At 46.7% G+C, this 23655-nt stretch carries 22 protein-coding genes and 1 pseudogene; 14 read left to right on the top strand and 9 right to left on the bottom strand.

Going from position 1 to position 23655, the window contains the following annotated elements:
• Window positions 1-122: 122 nt before the first annotated feature.
• Window positions 123-1179, bottom strand: a pseudogene (locus L1028_RS07350) (SDR family oxidoreductase).
• A gap of 367 nt (window positions 1180-1546) precedes the next feature.
• On the opposite strand from L1028_RS07350, the gene L1028_RS07345 reads away from it, so the two are divergent.
• From L1028_RS07345 to L1028_RS07330, 4 genes are all read left to right on the top strand, one after another.
• The gene (locus L1028_RS07345) at window positions 1547-2458 is read left to right on the top strand and encodes an ABC transporter ATP-binding protein (RefSeq protein ID WP_234532663.1); all 912 of its coding nucleotides are present in this window, start codon (window positions 1547-1549) and stop codon (window positions 2456-2458) included.
• Entirely contained in the window at window positions 2455-3171 is a 717-nt protein-coding gene (locus L1028_RS07340) for an ABC transporter permease (RefSeq protein ID WP_076285176.1), read from the top strand. Before L1028_RS07345 ends, L1028_RS07340 begins: the two co-directional genes overlap by 4 nt.
• Before the next feature lie 2 nt (window positions 3172-3173).
• Window positions 3174-3908, top strand: coding sequence for an ABC transporter permease (locus tag L1028_RS07335; RefSeq protein ID WP_234532661.1), 735 nt, complete (start codon window positions 3174-3176; stop codon window positions 3906-3908).
• A gap of 109 nt (window positions 3909-4017) precedes the next feature.
• Window positions 4018-4383: an ArsR/SmtB family transcription factor gene (locus L1028_RS07330; RefSeq protein ID WP_042184384.1), complete on the top strand. Its 366-nt coding sequence runs from the start codon at window positions 4018-4020 to the stop codon at window positions 4381-4383.
• 168 nt (window positions 4384-4551) lie between these two features.
• Here L1028_RS07330 and L1028_RS07325 read toward each other — a convergent pair whose 3' ends face one another.
• Window positions 4552-5313 (bottom strand): CPBP family intramembrane glutamic endopeptidase, encoded by a 762-nt coding sequence (locus L1028_RS07325; RefSeq protein WP_234532659.1) that lies wholly within the window; start codon window positions 5311-5313, stop codon window positions 4552-4554.
• Between the two features lie 232 nt (window positions 5314-5545).
• On the opposite strand from L1028_RS07325, the gene L1028_RS07320 reads away from it, so the two are divergent.
• Window positions 5546-7792, top strand: coding sequence for a heavy metal translocating P-type ATPase (locus tag L1028_RS07320; RefSeq protein ID WP_234532658.1), 2247 nt, complete (start codon window positions 5546-5548; stop codon window positions 7790-7792).
• A gap of 71 nt (window positions 7793-7863) precedes the next feature.
• Here L1028_RS07320 and L1028_RS07315 read toward each other — a convergent pair whose 3' ends face one another.
• The 3 genes from L1028_RS07315 to L1028_RS07305 all read right to left on the bottom strand — a co-directional run bounded on the left by L1028_RS07315 (window position 7864) and on the right by L1028_RS07305 (window position 9944).
• Window positions 7864-8826, bottom strand: coding sequence for an L-lactate dehydrogenase (locus tag L1028_RS07315; protein ID WP_234532657.1), 963 nt, complete (start codon window positions 8824-8826; stop codon window positions 7864-7866).
• A gap of 175 nt (window positions 8827-9001) precedes the next feature.
• Entirely contained in the window at window positions 9002-9496 is a 495-nt protein-coding gene (locus L1028_RS07310) for a CcdC family protein (RefSeq protein ID WP_234532656.1), read from the bottom strand.
• A gap of 187 nt (window positions 9497-9683) precedes the next feature.
• A complete protein-coding gene (locus L1028_RS07305; RefSeq protein ID WP_234532655.1) occupies window positions 9684-9944 on the bottom strand; it encodes a GlsB/YeaQ/YmgE family stress response membrane protein in 261 nt (86 codons plus the stop codon).
• Window positions 9945-10193: 249 nt separating this feature from the next.
• Between L1028_RS07305 and L1028_RS07300 the strand changes: the two genes are divergently transcribed.
• Complete coding sequence (locus tag L1028_RS07300) at window positions 10194-11243, top strand: lactonase family protein (protein ID WP_234532654.1); 1050 nt, start codon at window positions 10194-10196, stop codon at window positions 11241-11243.
• 130 nt (window positions 11244-11373) lie between these two features.
• On the opposite strand, the gene L1028_RS07295 is transcribed toward L1028_RS07300, so the two are convergent.
• Entirely contained in the window at window positions 11374-13641 is a 2268-nt protein-coding gene (locus L1028_RS07295; RefSeq protein WP_234532652.1) for an alpha/beta hydrolase family protein, read from the bottom strand.
• A gap of 440 nt (window positions 13642-14081) precedes the next feature.
• Between L1028_RS07295 and L1028_RS07290 the strand changes: the two genes are divergently transcribed.
• From L1028_RS07290 to L1028_RS07275, 4 genes are all read left to right on the top strand, one after another.
• Window positions 14082-15209 carry a sulfate ABC transporter substrate-binding protein gene (locus L1028_RS07290; protein ID WP_234532891.1) on the top strand — a complete coding sequence of 376 codons (1128 nt, stop codon included), beginning with the start codon at window positions 14082-14084 and terminating at the stop codon, window positions 15207-15209.
• A 100-nt stretch (window positions 15210-15309) separates the two neighbouring features.
• Window positions 15310-16164 carry a sulfate ABC transporter permease subunit CysT gene (gene cysT, locus L1028_RS07285; protein WP_076285184.1) on the top strand — a complete coding sequence of 285 codons (855 nt, stop codon included), beginning with the start codon at window positions 15310-15312 and terminating at the stop codon, window positions 16162-16164.
• Between the two features lie 518 nt (window positions 16165-16682).
• Entirely contained in the window at window positions 16683-17546 is an 864-nt protein-coding gene (cysW, locus tag L1028_RS07280) for a sulfate ABC transporter permease subunit CysW (RefSeq protein ID WP_234532650.1), read from the top strand.
• Window positions 17547-17658: 112 nt separating this feature from the next.
• The gene (locus L1028_RS07275) at window positions 17659-17883 is read left to right on the top strand and encodes a YezD family protein (protein WP_042184406.1); all 225 of its coding nucleotides are present in this window, start codon (window positions 17659-17661) and stop codon (window positions 17881-17883) included.
• Between the two features lie 196 nt (window positions 17884-18079).
• Here the strand turns inward: L1028_RS07275 and L1028_RS07270 are convergent, their stop codons facing one another.
• Window positions 18080-18391 (bottom strand): hypothetical protein, encoded by a 312-nt coding sequence (locus tag L1028_RS07270; RefSeq protein ID WP_234532648.1) that lies wholly within the window; start codon window positions 18389-18391, stop codon window positions 18080-18082.
• Between the two features lie 210 nt (window positions 18392-18601).
• On the opposite strand from L1028_RS07270, the gene L1028_RS07265 reads away from it, so the two are divergent.
• From L1028_RS07265 to L1028_RS07255, 3 genes are all read left to right on the top strand, one after another.
• Complete coding sequence (locus L1028_RS07265) at window positions 18602-18790, top strand: hypothetical protein (protein WP_234532646.1); 189 nt, start codon at window positions 18602-18604, stop codon at window positions 18788-18790.
• Window positions 18791-19094: 304 nt separating this feature from the next.
• Window positions 19095-19727, top strand: coding sequence for an NAD(P)-dependent oxidoreductase (locus L1028_RS07260; protein WP_234532888.1), 633 nt, complete (start codon window positions 19095-19097; stop codon window positions 19725-19727).
• 46 nt (window positions 19728-19773) lie between these two features.
• A complete protein-coding gene (locus tag L1028_RS07255; protein ID WP_234532644.1) occupies window positions 19774-21414 on the top strand; it encodes an NAD(P)H-hydrate dehydratase in 1641 nt (546 codons plus the stop codon).
• 7 nt (window positions 21415-21421) lie between these two features.
• Here the strand turns inward: L1028_RS07255 and L1028_RS07250 are convergent, their stop codons facing one another.
• Both L1028_RS07250 and L1028_RS07245 read right to left on the bottom strand, forming a co-directional pair.
• Complete coding sequence (locus L1028_RS07250; RefSeq protein ID WP_234532643.1) at window positions 21422-21877, bottom strand: hypothetical protein; 456 nt, start codon at window positions 21875-21877, stop codon at window positions 21422-21424.
• 32 nt (window positions 21878-21909) lie between these two features.
• The gene (locus L1028_RS07245; protein ID WP_234532641.1) at window positions 21910-22809 is read right to left on the bottom strand and encodes an SDR family oxidoreductase; all 900 of its coding nucleotides are present in this window, start codon (window positions 22807-22809) and stop codon (window positions 21910-21912) included.
• 121 nt (window positions 22810-22930) lie between these two features.
• On the opposite strand from L1028_RS07245, the gene L1028_RS07240 reads away from it, so the two are divergent.
• Window positions 22931-23506 (top strand): DUF4269 domain-containing protein, encoded by a 576-nt coding sequence (locus L1028_RS07240; RefSeq protein ID WP_234532639.1) that lies wholly within the window; start codon window positions 22931-22933, stop codon window positions 23504-23506.
• Window positions 23507-23655: the final 149 nt, after the last annotated feature.

Raw genomic sequence — 23655 nt, 5'->3', positions numbered from 1 at the left:
CGACTCTGAACGGTGACCCGTAAGATGGAACACTTTTTAAAAGTGTCCCTTCCTGCGGGTCATTTGTGTTTTAATCAAAAGTACGAATGGACAGAACGGAGATTTTTATTTTATACGGTAATTTACGGGATGACTTTACGCTTGCGGAAGTCGTCAAAGATGTTCATAAACATTGCTTCGGTATCGACGAATTCGTGAAAGCCTAAACGACGTGCCTTAGTGCCGTCGGCAAAAAAATCGTAATCCCATGCAAACACGAAATCACCGAATAGCCAAGAGGATACGTCATTATAGGAATGCCGAGCAAGCCCATGCTTCTCAAAGCTGCTCCTTGTCCGCCATGACAACGTCCAGAGACATCTGCAACGGAGGCGCTGTTTCCATGCCAAAGTATTGAGCGATCTTCGGCCATAACTCATTCCAACGAAACAGGTCGCCGTTCGTAATGTTGAATGCCTGATTCGCACAGCGCTCGTCGGTCGCCGCCCATACTGTTGCCTTTGCGAGAAGCCCAGCGTCTGTCATCTCCAAGAGGCTGTTGTATGCTCCCGACTTACCTGGAAACCGCAGGGGTATTCCAACTTCCTTCGAAATTGAAGCGTAAACCGCTATGACCATTGCGAGGTTCATCGGATTTCCAAGTGAGAAGCCACAGACTACAGAAGGACGGAGTGCCGACCAAGTCCAAGCCTTACCTTTTTGCCGTTGTTCTAAGAAATCCTGCTGATCAATATTGAACTCAGGTGGCATATGGTTAGCGTCTGTCTCACGAGCAGGAGTTTTGAAGGGGCCGAGATGTGCGCCGTATACCTTGTATCCTTGCATCAGACTGACATGTTTCAAGCCCGACGCGATTGGCTCGATCACTTCTACGATGTTCATTAACATGGCGAGATTCGGTGGAACAAGTTCAGCCCAAGTTGGACGGTCTTGGTAAGCAGCATAAAAAATGTGTGTTACCTCAGTTAAATCGCTTAACTTCTCGTGGAGCTCGTCTATATGAAGTAGATCCGCAGCCACATATCGAACATGGTTGCTAGATTCTCCACCGCGACGCGATACGCCGATCACGTCCCAATCAGGAAGAGTGATGAGGTGATCGATGAGGTTGCGACCGATAACACCATTTGCACCCACGACCAAGGCGACTTTGCGTGTTGTTGTAGATTCGATATTCATAGTGTTTCAGCTCCTTCTGTACTATTCTTTGTACAGCATTATTCTGCATCAACTAACCATACATAGGAAGTACGCACTTTAAAGTGACATAAGCACTTTAAAGTAATGCAACAGAGGAACTATAGCTTTATATAGACCACAACTAGGCAACCCGGTAATTGGAAAAACAAATATGGTATTGCGTCATGACTAACGGTACACGTTAGGTCAATCAAACAGCGTCAGTCTAGGACTTTATTTTCCCGTCCAAGGCTGCCGCTGTTTCTATTATATTGAACATCCCATCGTCAAATTTAAACAAAACTTAAACTTCGTGCCGCCTTGTTCTTAACCTTGGGACGTTATGCTAATTACCGAGGTGAAGAACATGAAAGAAACAGTGATTGAAACGAAGGATTTATTAAAAAAATACCGTGGCCGGGCTGCGGTGGAAAATTTAAATTTGAACATCCGCAAGGGAGAGATCTATGGCTTTCTTGGCCCAAACGGGGCAGGGAAAACAACAACAATTCGTATGCTGCTTGGACTGATCACTCCAACATCAGGAAGGATTGAAGTATTCGGCCAGGATCTTCGCAAGCATAAACTGCAAATTTTGCGGAAGGTAGGGTCGCTTGTCGAGTCTCCATCCTATTACGGGCACTTAAGCGCTGTGGATAATCTTGAAGCCATCCGGCGTATCCTTGGTGCTCCGAAGTCACGGATTGCTGAAGTGCTTGATATTGTTTCCTTAACAGGGGAAGAGAAACGTCCAGTTAAAGGGTTCTCCCTCGGGATGAAACAGAGACTAGGTATTGCTGCTGCCTTGCTCGGGGAACCGGAGCTGCTTATTCTGGATGAGCCGACGAACGGACTTGACCCGTCAGGGATTCAGGAAATTCGCGGACTGATTAAACGATTGCCGCAGGAGCAAGGGATTACTGTCGTAGTATCCAGTCACTTGCTTAGTGAAATTGAGCAAATGGCGGATACCGTAGGAATCATTCGTCAAGGGCGAATGGTGTACCAAGATAGTATAACGAATCTGCAGCGGCAAGCCGGGGGAGAAATGCGGTTAGCAGTCTCGGACCCGGAGGCCGCGCTGCGTCTTGCTGAAGAACGGGGGTACACAGGGATACTTCAAGACCAAAAGCTAGTCTTCTCCCGGATGATCGATGCAAGAGTTGCCTTGCTAGTCAAAGCCTTGGTAGAGAATGGGCATGCTATTTATCGTGTAGAGGAGCGGAGACAATCACTTGAGGACTTCTTCCTGCAGGTTGTAGGAGGAGAGGAATCATGATGTGGCGGGCACTGTCGGCGGATTGGCTCAAAATCCGTGGCAAGGGACTCTGGTTTCTAGTGTTTCTTGGACCGCTTGGACTTGTAGCCATGCAAGGCTTGAACTTCGGCCTTCGTTATGATTATCTTCGCGAGCAGTATAGCGCGGATTTATGGGGTGGGCTTCTGAACAATGTGGCTGCATTTGTACCCATTGCTCTTTTTCTCGGAGGGACCTTAGTATGCTCGTTGATTGCAAATGTAGAACATCAGATGAGCTCGTGGAAGCAGCTCTTGGCGCTACCTATCTCACGTACTTCAGTATTTATGGCTAAGCTGGTGTTATGTCTGGTGCTAGTGGCGGTTTCTTGTTTGCTGCTCTCGGTGGGTACAGTTGGTTTAGGGCTTGTTTTGGGCTTCAAGGTCGAACTGATTCCGTATTTGGATGTGTTACGAATTGGCTTTATGTCCTATATTGCAGCGTTGCCGGTTATCGCTTTGCAGCTGTGGCTTTCTCTGGCTAACCGTAATCAGACATTGCCAGTTGCTCTTGGAATAACCTTATCTCTGGTGTCTATCTTCTCCATGTTACTTTCAGAATGGGTTCCTTTAACATGGCCATATATGGCTTGGGAATCTTCGCATCGTCTCTTATTTAGCGGCGCAGGGTTGCTGCTGGGGCTGCTGATTCTTTTGCCGGGTGCACTGCACTTCGCACGAAAGGATGTGGATTAACGATGAGTTCATTTTGGAGAGTGTTGTCGGCAGAACGATTAAAAATGTCCAAATCATATGTCTGGCTTTTAGTTATAGGCAGTCCGATTTTAGCATTAATTCCCGGGGCATTGGCAGATAATCAAGGGGAGAAGATGAGCTGGGGACTGCTGTTAAATGTGATGTCTATGATGCATGCCTTGTTGTTTCTACCTGTGCTCTCGGGTATTTTTGCCGCACTGATCTGTCGCTATGAGCACCATGACGGGGGCTGGAAGATGTTGCTGTCTTTGCCCGTGACCCGGTTATCGGTGTATCTCTCAAAATATGTGATGATTATCGGATTGCTGGCTGCGGTTCAACTAACGTTCCTGGTGATGGTACTAGGGATGGGCTTATTCCGAGATGTTCCAGGATCAATTCCTTGGTCGCTGCTACTAAGTTCGGTATTTGGCGGCTTTGTTGCCTGTTTGCCACTCGCTGCACTGCAGCTAGCGATCTCTCAAGGCTGGAGCAGTTTTGGTGCCCCACTGGCGCTTAATGTGAGTCTGACGATTCCCAATATGCTGATTGCCAATTCTTCAACCTATGGCCCCTATTATCCTTGGGTACAACCGATGTTGGCTATGATGCCATATGGTGATGACACGTTTGGGGCTTTTAATTTACCGTTTGAAACGCTGATGATGGTAGTGGGCGGCAGCTTTATTGTGTTTTTTGCGGCAGGACTACTCTCCTTTTATCGTAAAGCGGTCTGATTTGCAGCGATTCTTATAAACGCCTTCTCCATGGACATCCAGAGCTGGTTTTCATATAATTGAGGAAAACAATCAGCGAAGCTGACTAGCTGGTGGAGGAGGCGATAGCATGGAGCCAACGGCATTAGAAGATTGCGATAATACATGCAAGGGTTCGGAGCTTGAACCGGAATCCATTGCATTGATTCTGCCTGACCGAGAAATAACGGATAAAATGGCAGAAATGTTCAAAGCGTTAGGTGATCCCACACGAGTGCGGCTCATTTACGCTTTGTCCCAGAAAGAATTATGTGTACACGATTTGTCCGTGATCCTTGATATGGGACAATCTGCGATATCCCATCAGCTCCGTTATTTGCGGAATTTACGAATTGTGAAGCGTCGTAAAGAAGGAAAGACGGTATTCTATTCGCTCAACGATGCGCATGTAGAGCAGATCTTTCTGCAGACACATGAGCATGTCCGTCACGAATAGCTGGGTGTGAAGTGGTTTTTTTATACGAAAAAAGAGGGAATCCCCAAGCCAGAATTGGCTGCCGGGATTCCCTTTCTTATTTATTTTGTGTCCTAATCATTTTCTATGGATTCAGGAGGGCTTTTTTATGTCAATAGCGGCTATAGGGTTCGATAATATGCCAGCTTATTAACTTGATTGATTTAGGTTCTTCGTTATGTTTGGTTTTCTAAAGGATAGAGCCAGCCAAAGACAATACACAGCGAGTACGAGAAGAATGAATAGATCGATCCCCATATACTCGCTTGTATTATCGTTACCAACAAACTGAATCAGATTATGTACAAAATGAAACAATATCAGCGGTAGAATATTATTATTTTTCAGCATCAATAAAGAAAGCACAAAACCGATCAGAAGAGAATATACGAGCTGTAGGAGGATTTGCGTTATATCTGTGCCGGATAAAGCATTAAGTAAGTGGGTAATAGAGAAGAGTATGCTTGAAGTAATCACGGCCGTTTTAGCGCCCTTAGTGAGTAAAGTCTTGAAAATAAATCCGCGGTAAATACTTTCTTCCACAAATGCGACCAGTAGGGTGAAGAAGATGAAGAATAGTACCTCAGACGTACTGATCTCACGAAAACCTTTAAAGGATATGGTGATCAGGACGGCAGCTAGAGGCGCATAATAGATCCACTTCCCAGAGGATATGGTATTCAGAGGACGGAAGCCAAGATCACTCCATTTGTTCTTAACCGTAAAGTAGATGATCAGTACAAGCGCGATTGGGATAAAGGAGATTAGAACAGGGGCGGTATACGAAAGCTCTTTAATTGTAGCGTAAGTCCCGGCAGCAGATACAGCTAAAAGTAACAGTACCTCAATAATAACAACGGTCCAAACAGGGTGTTTCTGTGAAAAAGAAGACGTCTTGGCTAGCTTTGACATGGTCTACATTCATCCTTCCTTCTGTGTAATTTAGTTGCCAATCCATCTCGAGTGCGATCATACATTATTTACCATATTTTCGCGAAAAGATCAATTTATTTAATTTTTATGGGGGCGGAGAAAAATGGTGTATATCACGTATTGACCTTCAAAAATAAAGGGAATATAATAGCAATAAGATAACATATGAACAAGTGCTCATATATGGTTTTTATTTGAGGAGATGTGCCGTATGGATACGATGCAAGGAAAAGTAAAACGTCAGTGGGAATTAGAAGGCTTAGATTGCGCCAATTGCGCAAGGAAAATTGAAGATAAAGTGAAGAAGATCGAGGGTGTATCGTCTTGCTCCGTTAATTTTGTTACGAAGACAATGACGATGGAAACCGCCGCAGGTTATGAGGAATCGGCGATTGTAGAAGCAAAGAAAACGGTGAAGGCACTTGAGCCCCATGTAAATGTAAGAGAGAAGACTCAGGGCAGTCGCAAGCTGCAGAATAAGAGTAGTCATATGCTTGGAGAGGATCACAAACATGGCCATGAACACGCTCATCAGACTGTAGACGAACACAAGCATGATGATGCTGATGGTCACAGCCATGGCCACAGCCACGAGCATGGGGAAGGCGATACCCGTAAGATTCTACTGCGGTTAGGTGGCGGTGGGATACTCGCGCTTGCCGGAATATTCTTACCGGTGGAGGGTGTAGTTGAACTGCTGATTTTCTTAGCAGCCTATCTCATCGTGGGGAGTGAAGTTGTCTGGCAGGCGGTTAAGAACATTATCCGTGGTCAGGTGTTTGATGAGAATTTCTTGATGGCTCTTGCAACCATCGGTGCTTTTGCGATTGGTGAGTATCCAGAGGGCGTAGCGGTTATGCTCTTTTACCAAATCGGAGAGTTGTTCCAAGGTCTGGCAGTAAACCGCTCACGCCGATCTATCACTGCACTTATGGATATCCGTCCCGAATTTGCTTACCTTAAGCTTGGAAATGATCTAAAACGAGTCTCCCCAGAGGAAGTAGCGATCGGTGATGTGATTGTTGTGAAACCGGGTGAGAAGGTACCTCTGGACGGAACGATCCTTGAGGGAAGCGCCATGATGGATACATCAGCACTTACCGGGGAATCTGTACCGCGTTCGGCTGGACCGGGGAGCACAGTATTAAGTGGGTTTATCAATCGGAACGGCGTTATTACGATGCAAGTCACACAGACCTTTGGTGAATCAGCCGTATCCAAAATTCTGGAGTTGGTACAGAATGCTTCAAGCAACAAAGCCAAAACAGAGAACTTTATTACTAAGTTTGCACGGGCTTACACACCTATAGTAGTGATCACAGCTGTCTTGCTAGCTGTCGTTCCTCCGCTGGTGATTAGCGGGGCAACCTTCTCAGATTGGATTTACCGGGCGCTTGTATTCCTCGTAATCTCCTGTCCATGTGCACTTGTGGTCTCGATTCCACTTGGTTTCTTCGGAGGGATTGGTGCAGCTTCACGCAGTGGTATTCTGATTAAAGGAAGCAACTATCTTGAAGCATTGAATGATGTGAAAGTAGTTGTCTTTGATAAGACCGGAACGTTGACTAAGGGGCAATTTAAGGTTACAGGAATTTATCCGTCAGGTGGCAAGTCTAAGGATGAATTGCTGCAGACAGCTGCTTATGCGGAGAGCCATTCGAACCATCCAATTGCCGAATCGATTCGAACGGCTTATGGAGAACAGATTTCTAAGGAAGCGATCTCGAATTACAACGAAATCTCTGGTCATGGGATTGAGGTTTCGATTGAAGGCAAGACCGTACTTGCAGGCAACGCGCGTCTGATGGAGCGAGAGGGCATAGCTTATGAGGTGCCAGAGCAGAGCGGTACAGTTGTTCACATCGCGGTGGATCATCAGTATGGGGGTTACCTGGTGATTGCTGATGAAGTGAAGGAGGACTCGCAGCAGGCTATTCAGAGCCTCAAGAAGCTTGGCATCCGTAAAACGGTGATGTTAACTGGCGATGCTTCTTCTGTAGCTGAAGATGTTGGGAAGCAGTTAGGTGTAGATGAGGTACACGCGGAGCTTTTGCCGCAGCATAAGGTAGAGGCCATCGAGAAGCTGGATCGTGAAAAGTCACATCGCGAGAAAATTATTTTTGTCGGTGATGGAATTAACGATACCCCAGTACTAGCTAGAGCAGATGTTGGGATCGCAATGGGCGGACTAGGCTCCGATGCTGCGATTGAAGCGGCAGATATTGTAATTATGACCGATGAACCTTCGAAGATTCCTGTTGCTATCGGAATTGCCAAGCGTACACGGACGATCGTATGGCAAAATATTATTTTCGCTTTAGGCGTTAAAGCTATATTTCTTATTCTCGGCGCATTTGGGATTGCCACGATGTGGGAGGCTGTATTCTCAGATGTTGGGGTAACCGTGCTGGCTGTACTGAACAGTATCCGAGCATTAAAGGTTAAAGATCAAGGATGAAAAAATCGCTCTTTAGGGTATTGGTGTTATTTACCGATCCCCAAAGAGCGTTTTTTTTCGTTTGCAGGAGATTAAATGCTGTCTTCCAAGTGTAGACTCTCAATGCCTGAGCGAACAATGCTGCAGGAGGTGTTGAATTTCTCCGCTTCTCCGGTGTTTAGGTTAAGCTCCAGTAGTTCTTGAATTCCAGTGTTGCCAATAATGGCCGGTACGCCGGTACATACACCACTTTGCCCGTACTCTCCATCCAGAATTGCGGATACGGCAATGATCTTATGCTCATCATTCAGAATGGAACGAGTAATGTAAGCCAGTGCGCTGCCAATACCGAAATGTGTGGAGCCTTTTTTGGTGAATATCTCCCAGCCCGCATCTTTAGTCTTGCGGGAGATATCCTCCAGATCCAGATGCTGGAACCGCTCGCGATGCTGATCCATAATTTGTAGGATGGGCTTGCCGCCAATCGTCACATGTGACCAAGCTACAAACTGGGATTCACCATGTTCTCCAAGTGCGTAGCCGTTAACGCTGCGCGGATCTATGGAGAACACATCAGACAGTAGTGTCTTTAGGCGCGAGGAATCAATGGAGGTTCCTGTACCAATAATTCTGTGGCGAGGCAGCCCTGATATTTTCCATACCATATAAGTGACAATATCGACTGGATTAGCGGCGACTACGAATATTCCATCGAATCCCCCAGCCATAATGTTGGTGATAATTTCTCTAGTAATGACTGCAGAGGCTTCCAGGACGTCAAGTCTTGTCTGCCCTGCCTTTGGATTAGCGCCGGCGGTTAGGATAACTACATCCATTCCTGCGCAGTCGCTATGGGTTCCGGCATACACCTTGGTGCGTGTGCTTGTGAAATCCATGCAGTGTGAGAGATCAAGTGCTTGTGCCATAGCGCGGTCATAGGTGCGGTCGATCATCATGATCTCGTCGCAAATGGCCTGATTGACCATGGAGTAGGCGCAGCTGGAACCGACCATCCCGGCACCGACGATGGCAACTTTTCTTGATTTACTTTTCAATTGCCTTGACCTCGCTTTCTATTGTTAGGTATGCATATATTTTAACGTATCCCTCCACAAGTTACCTAACATCGGACACAGAAAAATATTTTTACTTCAAGATTCATCCACGTAAGAAGCCATCTCAATCGTATGAATTGAGATGGCTTCTTAGAATAACAATATATACTTAAGACTATAGGGACTGTTCCTCCGAGGAGGTCATAGCTTTATAACGTTTGTACATAAAGAATCTCCAATGAAGAATCATTCCGAAGGCCAAGATGAAGAATAATCCACCGGACTGAGGGATACTAACATAACTATTAATAAATTCATGAAGTAAGGTGCGAACAAGAAGAAGACCCAGCAAAATGAAAGCAAAGCTCTTAGAACGCTGAGCATAGACTTGCCCATCCCGTTGTTCGAAGTTTGTGCTGCGTATTAGAGGATACGCGAAGATGAACCAGCCGATCAGAAAGGCGAGCGCTGCCCACCACAAAGGGAACCTAACTTCAGGTACAACGAACATGGCAAAGCCGGTAGACATCCCGAGAGGTGGAATCCATATTTTTCGAATGGTAACTGGGCGTGCACTAGCCTTTAGACGAATAAAAATAACCATCAGCGCCATGAACAAAGCTCCTAAAGTGGAGCCGATATGTAGAAGTGAGGGGTTTATGCTACCCATGATTCACGACCTCTCTATGATATAAGTCTCTTGAGTCTTCATTATAACAGAAAAACGATGGCAGAACATTGAAGTATAGCCGAGTATAGAGGGGGAAACACGAAATAGCAGGTCAAGGCTAAACCGCCTTGACCTGCTATTTCTTACTAATTAATAAGTAGCTCAATGATATTAGTTCAGCCTAAGCTTATGAACGGCTACGTCCACTTGTTGAGCGAAGAATAAGGCTGACGATAAAGATCAGAACAATGGCCCCGATCAAAGAAGGGAAGAAATAGAAATCACTTACTTTAGGTCCCCAACTTCCCAGAAGCACGCCACCGAGCCATGAACCGATAATACCTGCGATAATGTTACCAATTACCCCGCCTGGAATATCTCTGCCCATAATCAGACCCGCTAACCAACCAATGATCCCACCAACAATTAACATCCATAAAAAACTCATGTTACTTCAACTCCTTCGTTTTGTTGTTTTCGATGTCTACTATTAACCTTGCCAATCATGTTTAAACCATATGTAAAAACTTACTATTGCCGGGAGAGTCAGGAAAAGGCCTCAAAATTGAACTCGATAATGTATTACAACTATAAACATGCTATAGTGAAAAAATATTATGAAATACTGAGTAAGTTGCTATCAGTAAAGGGTAATTAAGAAATAAATAAAATTTATACAAACAAAGGAGTCGCTACTATGGAACGGCCTAATGAGGTATTGTTTTATGTGGGAACGTATAACCCTGAAGGTGAGGAAGCTATTCTACTATGCTCACTTAGTCCTTCATCAGGGGAAATGAAGATTCTTGAGGGTACTAAGGGCATTGAGAATCCATCGTTTTTAGCAGTAAACAGCACAGGCAGCGTGCTCTATGCGGTTAGTGAGAAGGATGAGGGCGAGGTCTATGCTTTTGCTATTGATCCTGTTACTAAAGCGCTGAGTCCACTTGGAAGTCGTCCTACGGAAGGTGGCGCTCCTTGTTATGTCTCGATCAGTCCTAAGCAAGATTACATATTCGTCTCTAATTATTCCGGTGGCAATGCCAACGTATTTCCTGTAAATAAGGATGGTTCGCTTCAGGTCATGTCTGATCAAGTGAAACATGTAGGTTCAGGAATTCGGGAAGACCGTCAGGAAGCTCCGCATCCACACTCCGTCATTCCGGATGGAAGCGGTAAGCATATACTGGTTTGCGATTTGGGACTGGATCAAATCCTGATTTATCGCCTTGAAGAAGGCAAGCTGTCTAAGCATCGGGAGATTAATCTCCCACCAGGTTCAGGCCCCCGCCATCTGGCGGTACACCCTTCAGGACAATGGATTTACCTGGCAAATGAACTAAACTGTACTGTAACGGTATTTGCTAATGATGAGCAGAGTGGAAACCTCAGCATTTTACAGCATGTCAGCACGCTTCCAGAGCAATATAATGCGGGTAGTGACGATACAGCTTCCGATATTCATGTATCGCCATGTGGTAAATTCTTGTATGTCTCAAACCGGGGACAAGACAGTATCGCCTTGTTCCATATTGAGGGTTCAACAGGTCATCTTGAAGCGGTAGATTGGCAGGTTACAGGCGGACGTACTCCGCGTAATTTCGCCATTATTGGTGGCAAGCTGCTCGCTGCGAATCAAAATAGTGATATTATTACTTCGTTCTCCATCGATAGTGACAGTGGCAGATTAATTCCTACAGGGAACGAGCTGAAGATAAAGACACCGGTCTGTATTCAAGCCTTATAGGCTGGGAATAGGTTATTGTATGTTTCAATATTAGGGGCTATTCCCCGGAATTCACCCAAATAAAAGGCCTTCCAATCAGCTGTACATGTGCTGAGGGGAAGGCCTTAAAATGGTATAATGGCAAGTTACCTTAAAACATATTTCGAATTCCTAGATCGTAAAAGCCAATGTCATCTAGCATGATTTTATCTCCCTCGGCTTCAAGGTAGAAGGTGATTTCCGTCAGGTTCTCAGGCTCTAGCTCAGGTTCTTCCTCTTGAAACTGTTCGAACGGCATCTCATAGGTTTGAAATACAGCTTCGGACAGATCACCGTACTTCCCATCATTAATCCGTTCTTCAAGCCATGGGAATAATGTGAACTGAGTTTGCGGCAGTGGAAGAATATCCATTACCTCACTTAGCGGCAAGCGTGCTGAGGTATCATTTTTGTCGGTTAACTCAACCTCTACATTGGGAGGTAGCGGAATACTTAGTTCATCTTTGATATCACCATTGAGGTTTGCTAAGGAAAATGTAAGGCCATCTGCGTCTGAAAGGGCCATTTCAGTAACAACACTGTCTTTAAGCTTAATGTTGTAATAAGCTTCTTCGTCTTTTTTGGCTGTGCGTTCAAGAACGACACCATATGTGGCTTTGCTCTTCGATTCACGATCCTTCGCGAGCTCTTCCGACCAGGATAATCCGGATGCTTCTGCTGTTCCGAGATTAACGGTATTCTTGTTGTGGTCCTCGTCAAATGTGGCTACTGGCCGATATCCCCCATCCTGGAATCGATTGTAGTAAGTGGTCTCCGGTAACCATTTCAGTCCACTGCGGTAATCCCGGAACAAGCTCTGGTATTCGTCTTTTCCATGCAAAGTGGTCTCCAGAAAAGCTGACACATACACTTTAGCGATTCGCCGCTGCTTGTCTGCTTCCATAATTTGCGCTCGATTTAAAAAGAGGCCAGCAGGTAATGTCTGATCATACGCGCCCCAATCGCTGTTGAATTGACTGTGATTGGCGTCCGCAATATACAGCGAGCTTTTGAAAGCAGAGGAGCCTTGAGAATAGGAAGTACGTATATACTGCCGATCACCATAGAAATCATGTACATCCCCATCACGAGCCCCTTGCAGAGTCAAATAGTTGACATCCTTGAGACGGGCTTGCTGATCGTCTATCGTTTTGTCCGTAGGGGCAAGGGCAATTATAGAGGCTATATTAAAACGATCTACTGCCTTCATAACGGGATCATTTTTGAACCAACGTTCGGCGTCTGCTGCCATAGCAACCGCTTGTCCTCCACGGCTATGGCCGAGCAGGGCGGTTTTTGTGAAATTTATTTTTTGATAAAAAGGATTGTCTGGTTCATCCGAGAAAGCTGCTAGCTGTTCCAGGTGTTTCAGAATGATCCAGGTCCGTACTTTAAAATCATTGTCCGGAATACCGGACCAAGCAGAATAGTTCAGGAAATTCTCATCCAGGGAAATTGCGATAAACCCCCGGCTGGCCAAGAGTTCACCGAGATAAGCGTACCCTCCGTCAGAGTAATCTTCCATCATATGATTTCCGTGCACCATCAGAACTACCGGATAGGGACCTTCGCCCTCAGGCATCCATACTCGGCCGTTCAGTGGAAGTGCATTATAATCGAATCCCCAGAATAAAGTGCGGAGTTTTGACCAATCCTTAATATAAGCTGAAGCATCTACTGTAGAAGAGATCACATTTGTATCCTTGCCGTATTCGGTCCGATGCAGATCCTTACCGCTGGCATAAGTGAAGGTCTGATAGGCTTGATTGCCAGGTTGTGATGGACTTGCGGCCGTCAATGGAATCACATCGGAATCACTGATATCAATGGGGTCCAAAGTAGGTATTTCCTGCACTCCGTTTGCCAGAGCAAGTTGGGAAAAAGTCACCGTAATGGTAAGCAGAAGTCCCATGGTTATTCTTTTGCTGCGCAGCAGACCGATGGCTAATCCGCCCAATGCACCTAATACTGATAGTAGAACAGCAATGAGAGCCGCAGCTTCAATCTCAAAATCTGCGTAATATAAGATTAGTAGAATCGCTCCAACATCGCTCAATACACAGCCTGCGAATAGTCGTGGGATGCGCAGTCCGGTCAACGCGATCAGTACAGCAATGATATTGCTGGCAATGGCCAGCAGAATGGTACTCGTACCTGCAGCAAGTGCAATATCTGTTGGCACCCCTAATCCAGTGGGTATACCTAATACGGCAGTGGTAAAGGCCAAAAAGCAAACGATCCAAAGACCAGCGATCGCTGTCCTCCAGACCGTTGTATCATAACGGTAAGTTCCCCTAATCCTTCGACTAATTTCTTGAGTCATTCTCCTACGAAGCCGTGGTCTTATCGGCGCAGGAACGTACTCTAAATCCATACCCATGATTCTCACTCCCGACATTAAGCGGTAATTTTTCCAGACCATAAGCTGTAGCAATAATATTACTTTATAGCATCAATAACAAGTGGATCTTACAGGAACCCACACCATGGCCTGTATAGCGTGGGATTTGAAAGATTCCTTTGTCATTGGCTGGAAAAAAAGGTTTGACACGGTTAAAGGGTTTCAGTATTATATCCATATAACCAACTAAGTAGATAGGAATAATTGAAGAAAGTTCTTACCGTACAGACGGAGGAACGCCTACATTAGGCTCGCAGACACGTGTCATAGGACCGGTTTGACTTGCCATACGTAGGCTTTTCTCCGTCTTTTTTATTACCGCAGGCTTAAACGCCTCGGCGTCCTAATAAGGGTGGTAAGACTTTCTTATATTTAAAGAAAGAAATGATGGCAAGAAAAAACATGGGGGAGTGGAAATGATGAAGAGAACAATGAACAAAGGACTTCTTGTAGGATTTACCTTGTTGCTGACGGCAGGACTTACTGCTGCTTGCGGCGGCAATAACAATAGCGGAAATAGTGCTAGTCCGGCAACGGACACACCAGCAACAACCAACACAGCGGAGGCTACAAATGCTGCTGAAGCTACAAAAGCGCCATCGAAAGATCCGGTGGAACTGCTCAACGTATCCTATGATCCTACTCGTGAGCTATATGAGAACTATAATAAGGCTTTTGCAGCGTACTGGGAAAAAGAAACGGGACAAAAGGTCACGATTAAGCAATCTCACGGTGGATCAGGTAAACAAAGCCGTGCTGTGCTTGATGGTCTGGAAGCGGATGTAGTCACACTGGCCCTTGGTTATGATATTGATGCCTTGCAGGAAAAGGGTCTTATTAATGAAGGCTGGCAAAGTAAATTTGATCATAACAGTTCACCGTACACCTCGACGATCGTATTCTTAGTACGCAAAGGAAATCCAAAGGGAATTAAAGATTGGCCGGATTTGCTCAAAGAGGGCGTAGAAGTGATTACACCGAATCCGAAAACATCAGGTGGCGCACGTTGGAACTACTTGGCGGCGTGGGGTTACGCGCTAGACCACAACAATAACGATGAAGCTAAGGCTGAGGAATTTGTAAAAGAATTGTTCAAACATGTTCCGGTGCTGGATACGGGTGCGAGGGGCTCGACGACCACTTTTGTAGAACGTGGAATTGGCGATGTACTGATTGCATGGGAGAATGAAGCTTATCTTTCTGTAGAAGAGCTTGGTCCAGATAAATTCGATATCGTAAATCCATCTGAGAGCATCCTGGCTGAACCGCCGGTAGCGATAGTAGATAAGGTTGTGGATAAAAGAAATACGCGTGAAGTTTCCGAGGCTTACTTGAAATATCTCTATACGGAGGAAGGACAAAAAATCGCGGCTGAGAACTACTACCGTCCAACGCTAGAAAGCGTGAAAGAACAATATAAAGATAAGTTCCCAGAAATAAAGCTCTTCACATTGGCTGATAAATTCGGAACCTGGAAAGAAACGCAAGAGAAGCATTTTAACGATGGCGGGATTTTTGACAAGATCTATGTGCCGGGTGCTAAATAACAGATTAACTAAACGAAAATTTTACTTTTGTTAAAGAGATTTGTCCCTAGTAAGGGGCTGATCGGCTAACCTGCCGAAGGCGAGAAAGGATGAATAGGGGATGAATGTCACCGCAACGACTACAGCTGTATCGGCGACAACGCGGCGAAAGATACTACCCGGTTTTGGGATAACGATGGGGTACAGCGTACTTTACCTGAGTCTCGTGGTACTCTTGCCACTTTCAGCGCTGTTGTTCAATTCTACTGGGTTGAGCTGGGCGAAATTCTGGGATGTAGCTACCGATCCGCGTGTATTGGCTTCGTATCGTGTCAGTCTGTCTACGGCAGCGGCCGCTGCTTTTGTGGATGCTATTCTAGGTCTCTTGCTGGCGTGGGTACTAGTACGTTACGAATTTCCGGGCAAAAGAATATTTGATGCGCTGATCGATCTTCCGTTTGCTTTACCGACAGCTGTAGCTGGTGTTTCCTTGACGGCTCTTTATGCCACAAATGGCTGGATCGGGGCGTGGCTTGAGCCACTAGGATTAAAGGTGGCATTTACTCCACTTGGTATTACCCTCGCCTTAATGTTCATCGGGATACCATTCGTCGTGCGAACGGTACAGCCGGTGCTGGAGGATTTGGACCGAGATATGGAGGAAGCCTCGGCAACCCTCGGTGCAGGCCGCTGGAGAACCTTTCGTTCTGTAGTACTGCCCGAGCTGTTCCCGCCGTTGTTAACAGGCTTTGCTTTGGCATTTGCCCGTGGTATTGGCGAATTCGGCTCTGTCGTGTTCATCTCCGGTAATATGCCGATGAGAACGGAGATTGCTCCTTTGCTTATTATGTCCAAACTGGAGCAGTATGATTACGCTGGTGCTACCGCTGTTGCGTTGCTTCTGCTTCTCATTTCCTTCTTAATGCTGTTAGTCATTAATACGCTTCAGCGTTGGGTTCGTAAGACTTCTCGGTAGGTCTTTAGGTATTGACTCTCTATATTGCAAGTATTTAATTTGGAAGTTTTGTTTTGCTGAGCGATTCTTAGCGAAGCTATACCCTAACAGGTAAATGACGACTTTATTTTACGAAGCATACTTGCTTCCGTAAAATGCAGAATCCTCCGTTAGATAAAGTACTCGAAGAGTAATCTGGGTGTTGGAGGAGCGATAGCGATCTCGAAGTTTTGAACCAGATAACTGGTAAGAAAGGAACGGGGAGGAATATTGGAACTGTAGAAGCGCTAGCGTTCGCCTTTATCCTCGGATTTCTACCGTGACAGCGGTTCAAATCAGGAAATCTGAGGATAACAGCGATCGGAAGTCCAATATTCCTTGAAAGTGACCCATTGCCAGTAATCTTGTTTCAATAATTTCCGAGACAGCAAACGATCGGAAAACCAAGATTTCTCTAAGATGCTTCACATCTACCGAAATTCGGCATTTTTAAGAAGCTAATCATGCTTTCGTAAAACCCTTTAAAGGAGGAATAACTTGTGGCAGGCACCATCCCACTCCAAGCCCCCCGGCTACAGAAGAATACGTCCTCGCCAGCGACAACGGAAACCAAGGTTGTAAAATGGGTGTTGATCGGAGCTGCCGGACTAGTCCTTTTTTGGCTGATTGCTTTGCCTTTGATTGTTGTGCTAACAGAGGCGCTGAAAAAGGGCTGGGACGTATATATAGCTGCTCTGACCGATCCAGATGCCCGTTCCGCGCTGCGGCTGACGTTGCTTGTTGCAGCGATCACTGTTCCACTGAATACTTTTTTTGGCGTAGCGGCTGCATGGGCAGTAACCAAGTTTCGTTTTCGCGGCAAAGGGTTTCTCATTACCTTGATTGATCTCCCCTTTGCAGTATCGCCTGTCATCGGCGGTCTGATCTTTGTGCTCGTCTTCGGCGCCAACGGTTGGTTTGGCCCTTGGCTGAGCGCCCATGATATCAAGATCGTATTTGCGCTTCCAGGCATCGTGTTGGCCACACTGTTTGTGACATTTCCTTTTGTGGCGCGTGAGTTAATTCCACTGATGGAGGATCAAGGGACACAGGAGGAAGAGGCAGCGATTACCCTCGGAGCACATGGGTGGCAAATCTTTTTCAGAGTCACGCTCCCCAATATTAAATGGGGTTTATTATACGGCATTATTTTGTGTAATGCGCGGGCCATGGGCGAGTTCGGGGCAGTCTCAGTGGTGTCCGGACATATACGTGGGGAGACAAATACACTGCCGCTGCACGTTGAGATTTTGTACAATGAATATCAATTTTCAGCCTCTTTTGCAGTAGCATCACTGCTCCTGTTGTTGGCCTTGGTGACGATGATTATTAAAAGCTGGTTATCGCGAAAAAATGTTCATTGACAGTACTTTTGGTTCCGTGCTAAGTTAATTCATAGTATACTGGTTGGTAATAACGGAATTGTGAAAATTAGGCGGATATAATCCTTTGGAATGGGGAAAGGGAGGCTAGAGAATGGCTAAACCGCTGAAAGTGGATGATTTATGGCTTACGCGGATTGCAGGGCTTCTGGATGATATGGAATTTGGCTCCTTGCACATCGTGGTGCATGAAGGTCAGATTGTTCAGATGGAGCGTACGGAACGCAAACGTTTTGAGAATGGCAATGGCAACGCAAATGGGCGTTACATTAATGAGAGTGGAACCCGGCGGGCCGATTCCCAATCGGCAGGACGTTGATACAATCTCGGGCAATCATAAAGGGATCTATTATCTTTATGGATAAAAATTATGGAGTTGCCTCAGCGGCCTTGAAATCCCTGCTGGGGCAACTCCTCTGTTTTTTGATACGAAGCACCGATCGGACTCAGAAGACTCTAAACGCAGTTTTTTTGCACATTTGGCTTGCTAACGATCCATAATCGCTATTGGCATATTAATAACGAGGGGTTTGGCGGCGTGAAGCGGACATACCTTCCATCAGCAGTATGAGCGCAGTGACGCCATGCATAATCCAGCCTACGATAGGGATGAATGCTAAAATCGAGGTGATAATGCCTAGAACGTTTCCGACGATGGGCTTCCGCTCTCTTTGCAATATAACGATGGCTACTGCGTGTAGCAAAAAGGCAATGGCAAGTGGGACCCAACCATTAACGATGATAAATAGACCACCGATCAACGGCAGAGCCAGAAAGGCTTCATACAGGCATGTTCCCCATTTGAACAGCTTGGCTACAGGAGACATAATGCTTCACCATCCCTTTTAGAGTATTGTTATAAATACTATTCCACACAGTGAGTAATAGGATTCAAGAATATAATTAAAGTTTCAAACCATGTGAATAATCATCGGTGGCGAGTCTTGCCTGTGTACCATAGAGTCGTATATAGTTGGAACAGCAATGCTGAACGGTGTTAAGCTTGGTATATCGTATAAAGCTAGGGGGCGATCGGTTTGGGGACAACAGGAAAGCTGGATATACGTCATGAATGTCCTTCAGTGGAACAGTATTTAGCGCTGAGAGAAGAGGCTGGACTGAGTGCAATGAGCGTGGAAGGGGCTGCGATAGGGCTGCCTCGTTCTATTTCTGCGGCATCAGGAAATTCCTTCATACTGTACCGGACAAGGCTTATGTCAGTCTAATCGGGGATGGGGAAGCCTCTAAATTGTATGCACAATATGGCTTTGAACCGGTCATGCCACGTTCTCAGGGAATGTTTTTACGCCCTTAATGTGAGGACATGCTGCTTAGGAGAGTGCCCCTTGTATTGGTGAAGGGGTTTTTCGTTTGGAAGTTAACGTATGCGATTTGATTTCAAATGAACCTCAGGGGATAAATAATGTTTAAAGGTTGTAAGGGAAAGGCTATTGAGACGAGTATTGAAAAATATAAATAAGTAGGAAGGTCGTACGCTGGCCTTACCCGGAAAAAGTGAGGAAAAAACAGATGGATGTTGTAGTATTGGGTGCATCAGGAACGATTGGAAAGGCGATTATACAGGAGGCTTTAAAAAGAAAACATGAGGTAACAGCTGCGGTACGGAATCCAGAATCAATAACCCTTGAACATGAACGTCTGCATATCACGACTGTAGATGTTCTAGATCCTGCTTCAGTTGCAGCTGCGGTCCGTGGACATGAAGAGGTAATCAGTGCATATGGTCCAGTACTCGGCCAAGAGAAGGATCTGATAACAGCAGCTAAGGCAATTGTAGAGGGAATGCAAGAAGCTGGGCTCAATCGACTGCTAGTTGTGGGTGGTGCAGGTAGTTTGAAGACTGAAACTGGAGAGCTGTTGATGGATACGGCAGACTTCCCAGCTGAGATTAGACCATTGGCAGAGGCTCATGCGGAAGCTTATGAAATTTACAAAAACACAGAACTGGATTATACGTATGCCAGTCCTGCTGCGGTAGTTCATTCAGGCCGACGTACAGGCCAATTCCGCATTGGACTCGACCGTCTCGTTTTTGATGAGAATGGCGAAAGTATAATCAGTGTAGAGGATTTTGCTGTTGCTATGGTGGACGAGCTGGAGGAAGGGAATTTTAGCCGGACAAGATTTACTGTAGCTTATTGATATCAAGCTAGTTGTGGATTGAAGTGTAGCGGAAAGGGGCCGAATCATGTATCTGGTAACTGCTGAGCAAATGCGGCGGCTGGACGGAGAAACGATCCAGCGGCTGGGGATTCCAGCTATTGCGCTGATGGAGAATGCGGGAAGAGTGATCGCAGAGGAGATCGTTGCGCTATGCCGGCGGAGAGGTGGAGAGGGCTGCAGAAGTGCAGCCGGATGGGAAGACGCCGGGAAAGATGCCGCGCTGGCTGGCGCGGCATTTCAGGTCAGCGCAGATCATGCGCTGACCCTGGACAATGCCGCCGCCGAGCGATGGTTCATCCTCGTCGGCAAAGGCAACAACGGCGGCGATGGCCTCGCCGCCGCACGGTATCTTCGCGAGACTGGCATCGCCGTCACGCTCGTTTATGCTGTGCCGCCGGAGTCGCTCTCCGGCGAGGCCGCCCTGCAGCGCGATGCGGCTGCAGCCATGGGCCTTCCTGCCGTGGTATACGGCAGGGACCGGGTGGACCTTGCCGAGTGCAGCGGCATCTTGGATGCGCTGCTCGGCACCGGCGCCGCGGGAGCCCCGCGCGGCGCCTATGCGGAGCTGATTGCCGCAGCGAATAGCAGCGGCAAAGTGATCGTGTCCGCGGACATCCCGAGTGGTCTGAACGCGGACACGGGTGAGACGCATGAGCCTTGCATTCATGCGTCGGTGACGGTTTGCCTCGCGTTTCTCAAGCGAGGCCTCCTGCAATACCCCGGTGCAGGCGCAGCGGGGCATGTGAAGGTCCGGGCCATCGGCATTCCGGCTTCTCTGGCCACTAACATTGGTGTGCAGGTTCACCTGCTGACACCGGAAGTGCTGCATGCCCATTTGGGCGTAGATCTGGCCCGCCGGCGTTCGCCTGATGGCCATAAGGGTACTTATGGGCATGTCCTTCTTGCTGCCGGCACCTTAAGAATGAGCGGTGCCGGACTGCTCTCTGCCCGTGCTGCGCTCCGGGCAGGTTGCGGATTAGTGACATGGGCGCTTCCTCAGAAGCTGCTGCCCTCTATCATCGGTTCTGCCCCTGAGCTGATGCTGGCCGATGTTGGCAGCAATGAAGATGGAACCTGGCGAGCAGGGAGCGTTTCAGAGCTACTGAAGCTAAGTAAAGAGCGAGATGTTCTTGCCGTTGGTCCTGGTCTTGGTCGGTTCGAGGCCGATACAGAATGGCTTCGCAATCTCTGGGAAGGGACGGATTGTCCTCTGGTGATCGATGCGGATGCTTTAAATGTATTAGCTGACGCTGATTACAAGAGCTGGGCAAGTAGACGCCATCCGGTGATTCTGACGCCTCATCCAGGTGAGATGGCCCGTCTTGCTAGGATAACAACAGCTGAGGTGCAACGGGACCGCATCAGTCTGGCTATGGGATATGCGAAAGAGCATGGGGTTACGCTCGTATTAAAAGGAGCACATACGGTTATAGCAACGCCTGAAGGGCAAGCTTATGTAAACACCACAGGCCATCCCGGCATGGGCACTGGTGGAGCCGGTGATGTGTTAACGGGCATCATTTCCAGCCTGCTGGCTCAGGGACTGAATGAGGCGCAGGCAGCAGCTTTTGGTGTATATTTACACGGATTAGCAGGGGAGAGAGCCGCCCTTCAGCGGAATAATCCAGCGGCTATCATTGCCGGTGATATCATAGAAGCCCTCTGAGTGTAGCTTATAACAGCAGTAAGCAGAGCAGCGGCAGAAATAGTGCAAATACTGGAAGTAACAGAGGGGAGCGTTCCACACCCAGCTGCGTCACACGCAGCAGCAACAGTCCCAAAATTCCTGCCAGACCCCATAGCAGTAGCTCTGCACCTTGTTCTGCTGCTAGCCATAGACCTGCACCGAAACCTGCGGCTACGTATACAACCAGGGAAACGATGTGGGATGTGGAACGCAGGAGGCGCAGCAGAACATCGGCTACTAGTGCGGCTGGCAGTCCATAAGCATAAATTGCATAGGGGATCGAAAGAGGCCAACCCTCAGGTACGCCGTTATGTTGTGGAAACCCAAGCATAAGTAAGGAGATAAGGACGTACGTTAGCCCTGCGCAGGCTAATTTTGTTAAGGCATACATGCCACTTGTTAAACGTACAGAAGGAATATCATAATCGGGCATCTTATTCATAGGTATACATTCCTCTCGTTGAGTATTATGCATTAGCTTGTGACCATATCTCCACCGTTGACATGGATACATGTCCCCGTAACATATGAAGAATCAGGGCCCGCTAAATAGAGATATGCTCCTGCTAGCTCGTAAGGCTGTGCGGCTCGTTTAAAAGGGGTATCTGTACCAAAGACACTAACTTCCTCTGCAGAGTAGCTTGAGGGAATTAGAGGGGTCCAAACTGGGCCGGGAGCGACACTGTTGACGCGGACACCAGAGTCTACAAGCGATAAGGCTAAAGAGCGGGTAAAAGAGACCACAGCTCCTTTGGTGGAGGAATAATCTATGAGCTCTTTATTTCCTTGATAGGCAGTAATGGAAGCGGTATTAATGATGGATGCACCTTTTTTAAGATGTGGAAGTGCAGCTTGAGTTAAGTAGAAGAATGGGAAAATATTCGTCTGAAACGTCTGGTACAGCTGCTCTTCTGTGATATTTAAAATGCTTTTTTGTGGATATTGGACACCGTGATTGTTGACCAGAATGTCCAGCTTGCCAAAGGTGCGAACCGTATGATCCACAGCTTTGAAGCAGTTTTCTTTATGGCGTAGATCAACTTCGATTCTTAAACAACGCTGACCTAATTCTTGAATCCGCTGCTGAGTGACTTCTGCATCCGAAGCTTCGTATAAATAAGCTATAGCAACATCTGCACCTTCTTTTGCAAAAGCAATGGCCGCCGCTTTACCAATTCCGCTGTCGCCTCCGGTGATGAGAGCCACTTTTCCCTTTAGCTTTCCACTACCGGTTATCTCCGGATTTTCACTGATCGGACGAGGATTCATCAGACTCTCCAGACCTGGCTGGCGATCTTGATGCTGTGGAGGAAAAGCAATGGGCTGCTCCTTACATACTGTTCGTTCCCCGTAATAGGGGGAGATAGGATTCATTTTTTTTGAATAACCTCCTTGCTTTCTATCTTCCGTATATTTCTATGCATGCGCCCAGAAAAGCGTGCGCTGTCTTCGAGACATACCTATGCGTATAACCACTTAGAAGGGGGATTTGAGAATGAATGATTGGCGAAATGTCAATTATTTGATTCATGGAACCGCGGTTCAGAAAGAGGTCTATAACCTTCTTACAGAGCTGGAGATTATGAATTTGCTAACGGACTATAACCCTTTGTTAGTTGGGACAATACCGCTTGGAATTCAAGTGGAGGACAGCGATTTAGATATCATTTGTGAGGTTTATGATCCTGTGAAGTTTAAGTCGCTAGTTGTTCGATTTTTTGGAGCTATGGAGGGTTTTGTTAGCGAATCACGAGTGGTTCAAGGCATTCCTCGAACGAAAATTAACTTTATGGCAAAGGGCTGGCCTATAGAACTGTTTGGACAGCCGAGGCGAACGGAGCTCCAGAATGGTTATTTGCATATGATCGTTGAAGCTGAAATTTTAGCTCAGATGGATGATGATTTTCGCGAACGGATCATTCTTTTAAAAACAAGTGGATGGAAGACAGAGCCTGCCTTTGCAAAAGTTTTGGGATTAAAGGGTGATCCTTATGAAGCGTTGCTGGAGCTGGAAAAGCTTTCACGGAGCGAGCTCTATTCTTTATGCCATTCTATACAAGCGAGGGAATAAGTATGATTTTGTCTTGAGAATCTCCGCACAGCCGGTATTGCCAAGTGCCAACTGATGGTTATTGGAACTAATGAACAAGGTATTCTCAGGATATCTTATGATACTCAGGACAAAATAGAAATACCACCCTCCCTCCCTCTGAAGTACGC

The sequence above is a fragment of the Paenibacillus pseudetheri genome (assembly GCF_924513355.1).
Lineage (GTDB): Bacteria > Bacillota > Bacilli > Paenibacillales > Paenibacillaceae > Paenibacillus_AQ > Paenibacillus_AQ pseudetheri.
Note: the sequence above shows the minus strand (reverse complement) of the source record. Positions and strands in the feature narration are given on the sequence as shown.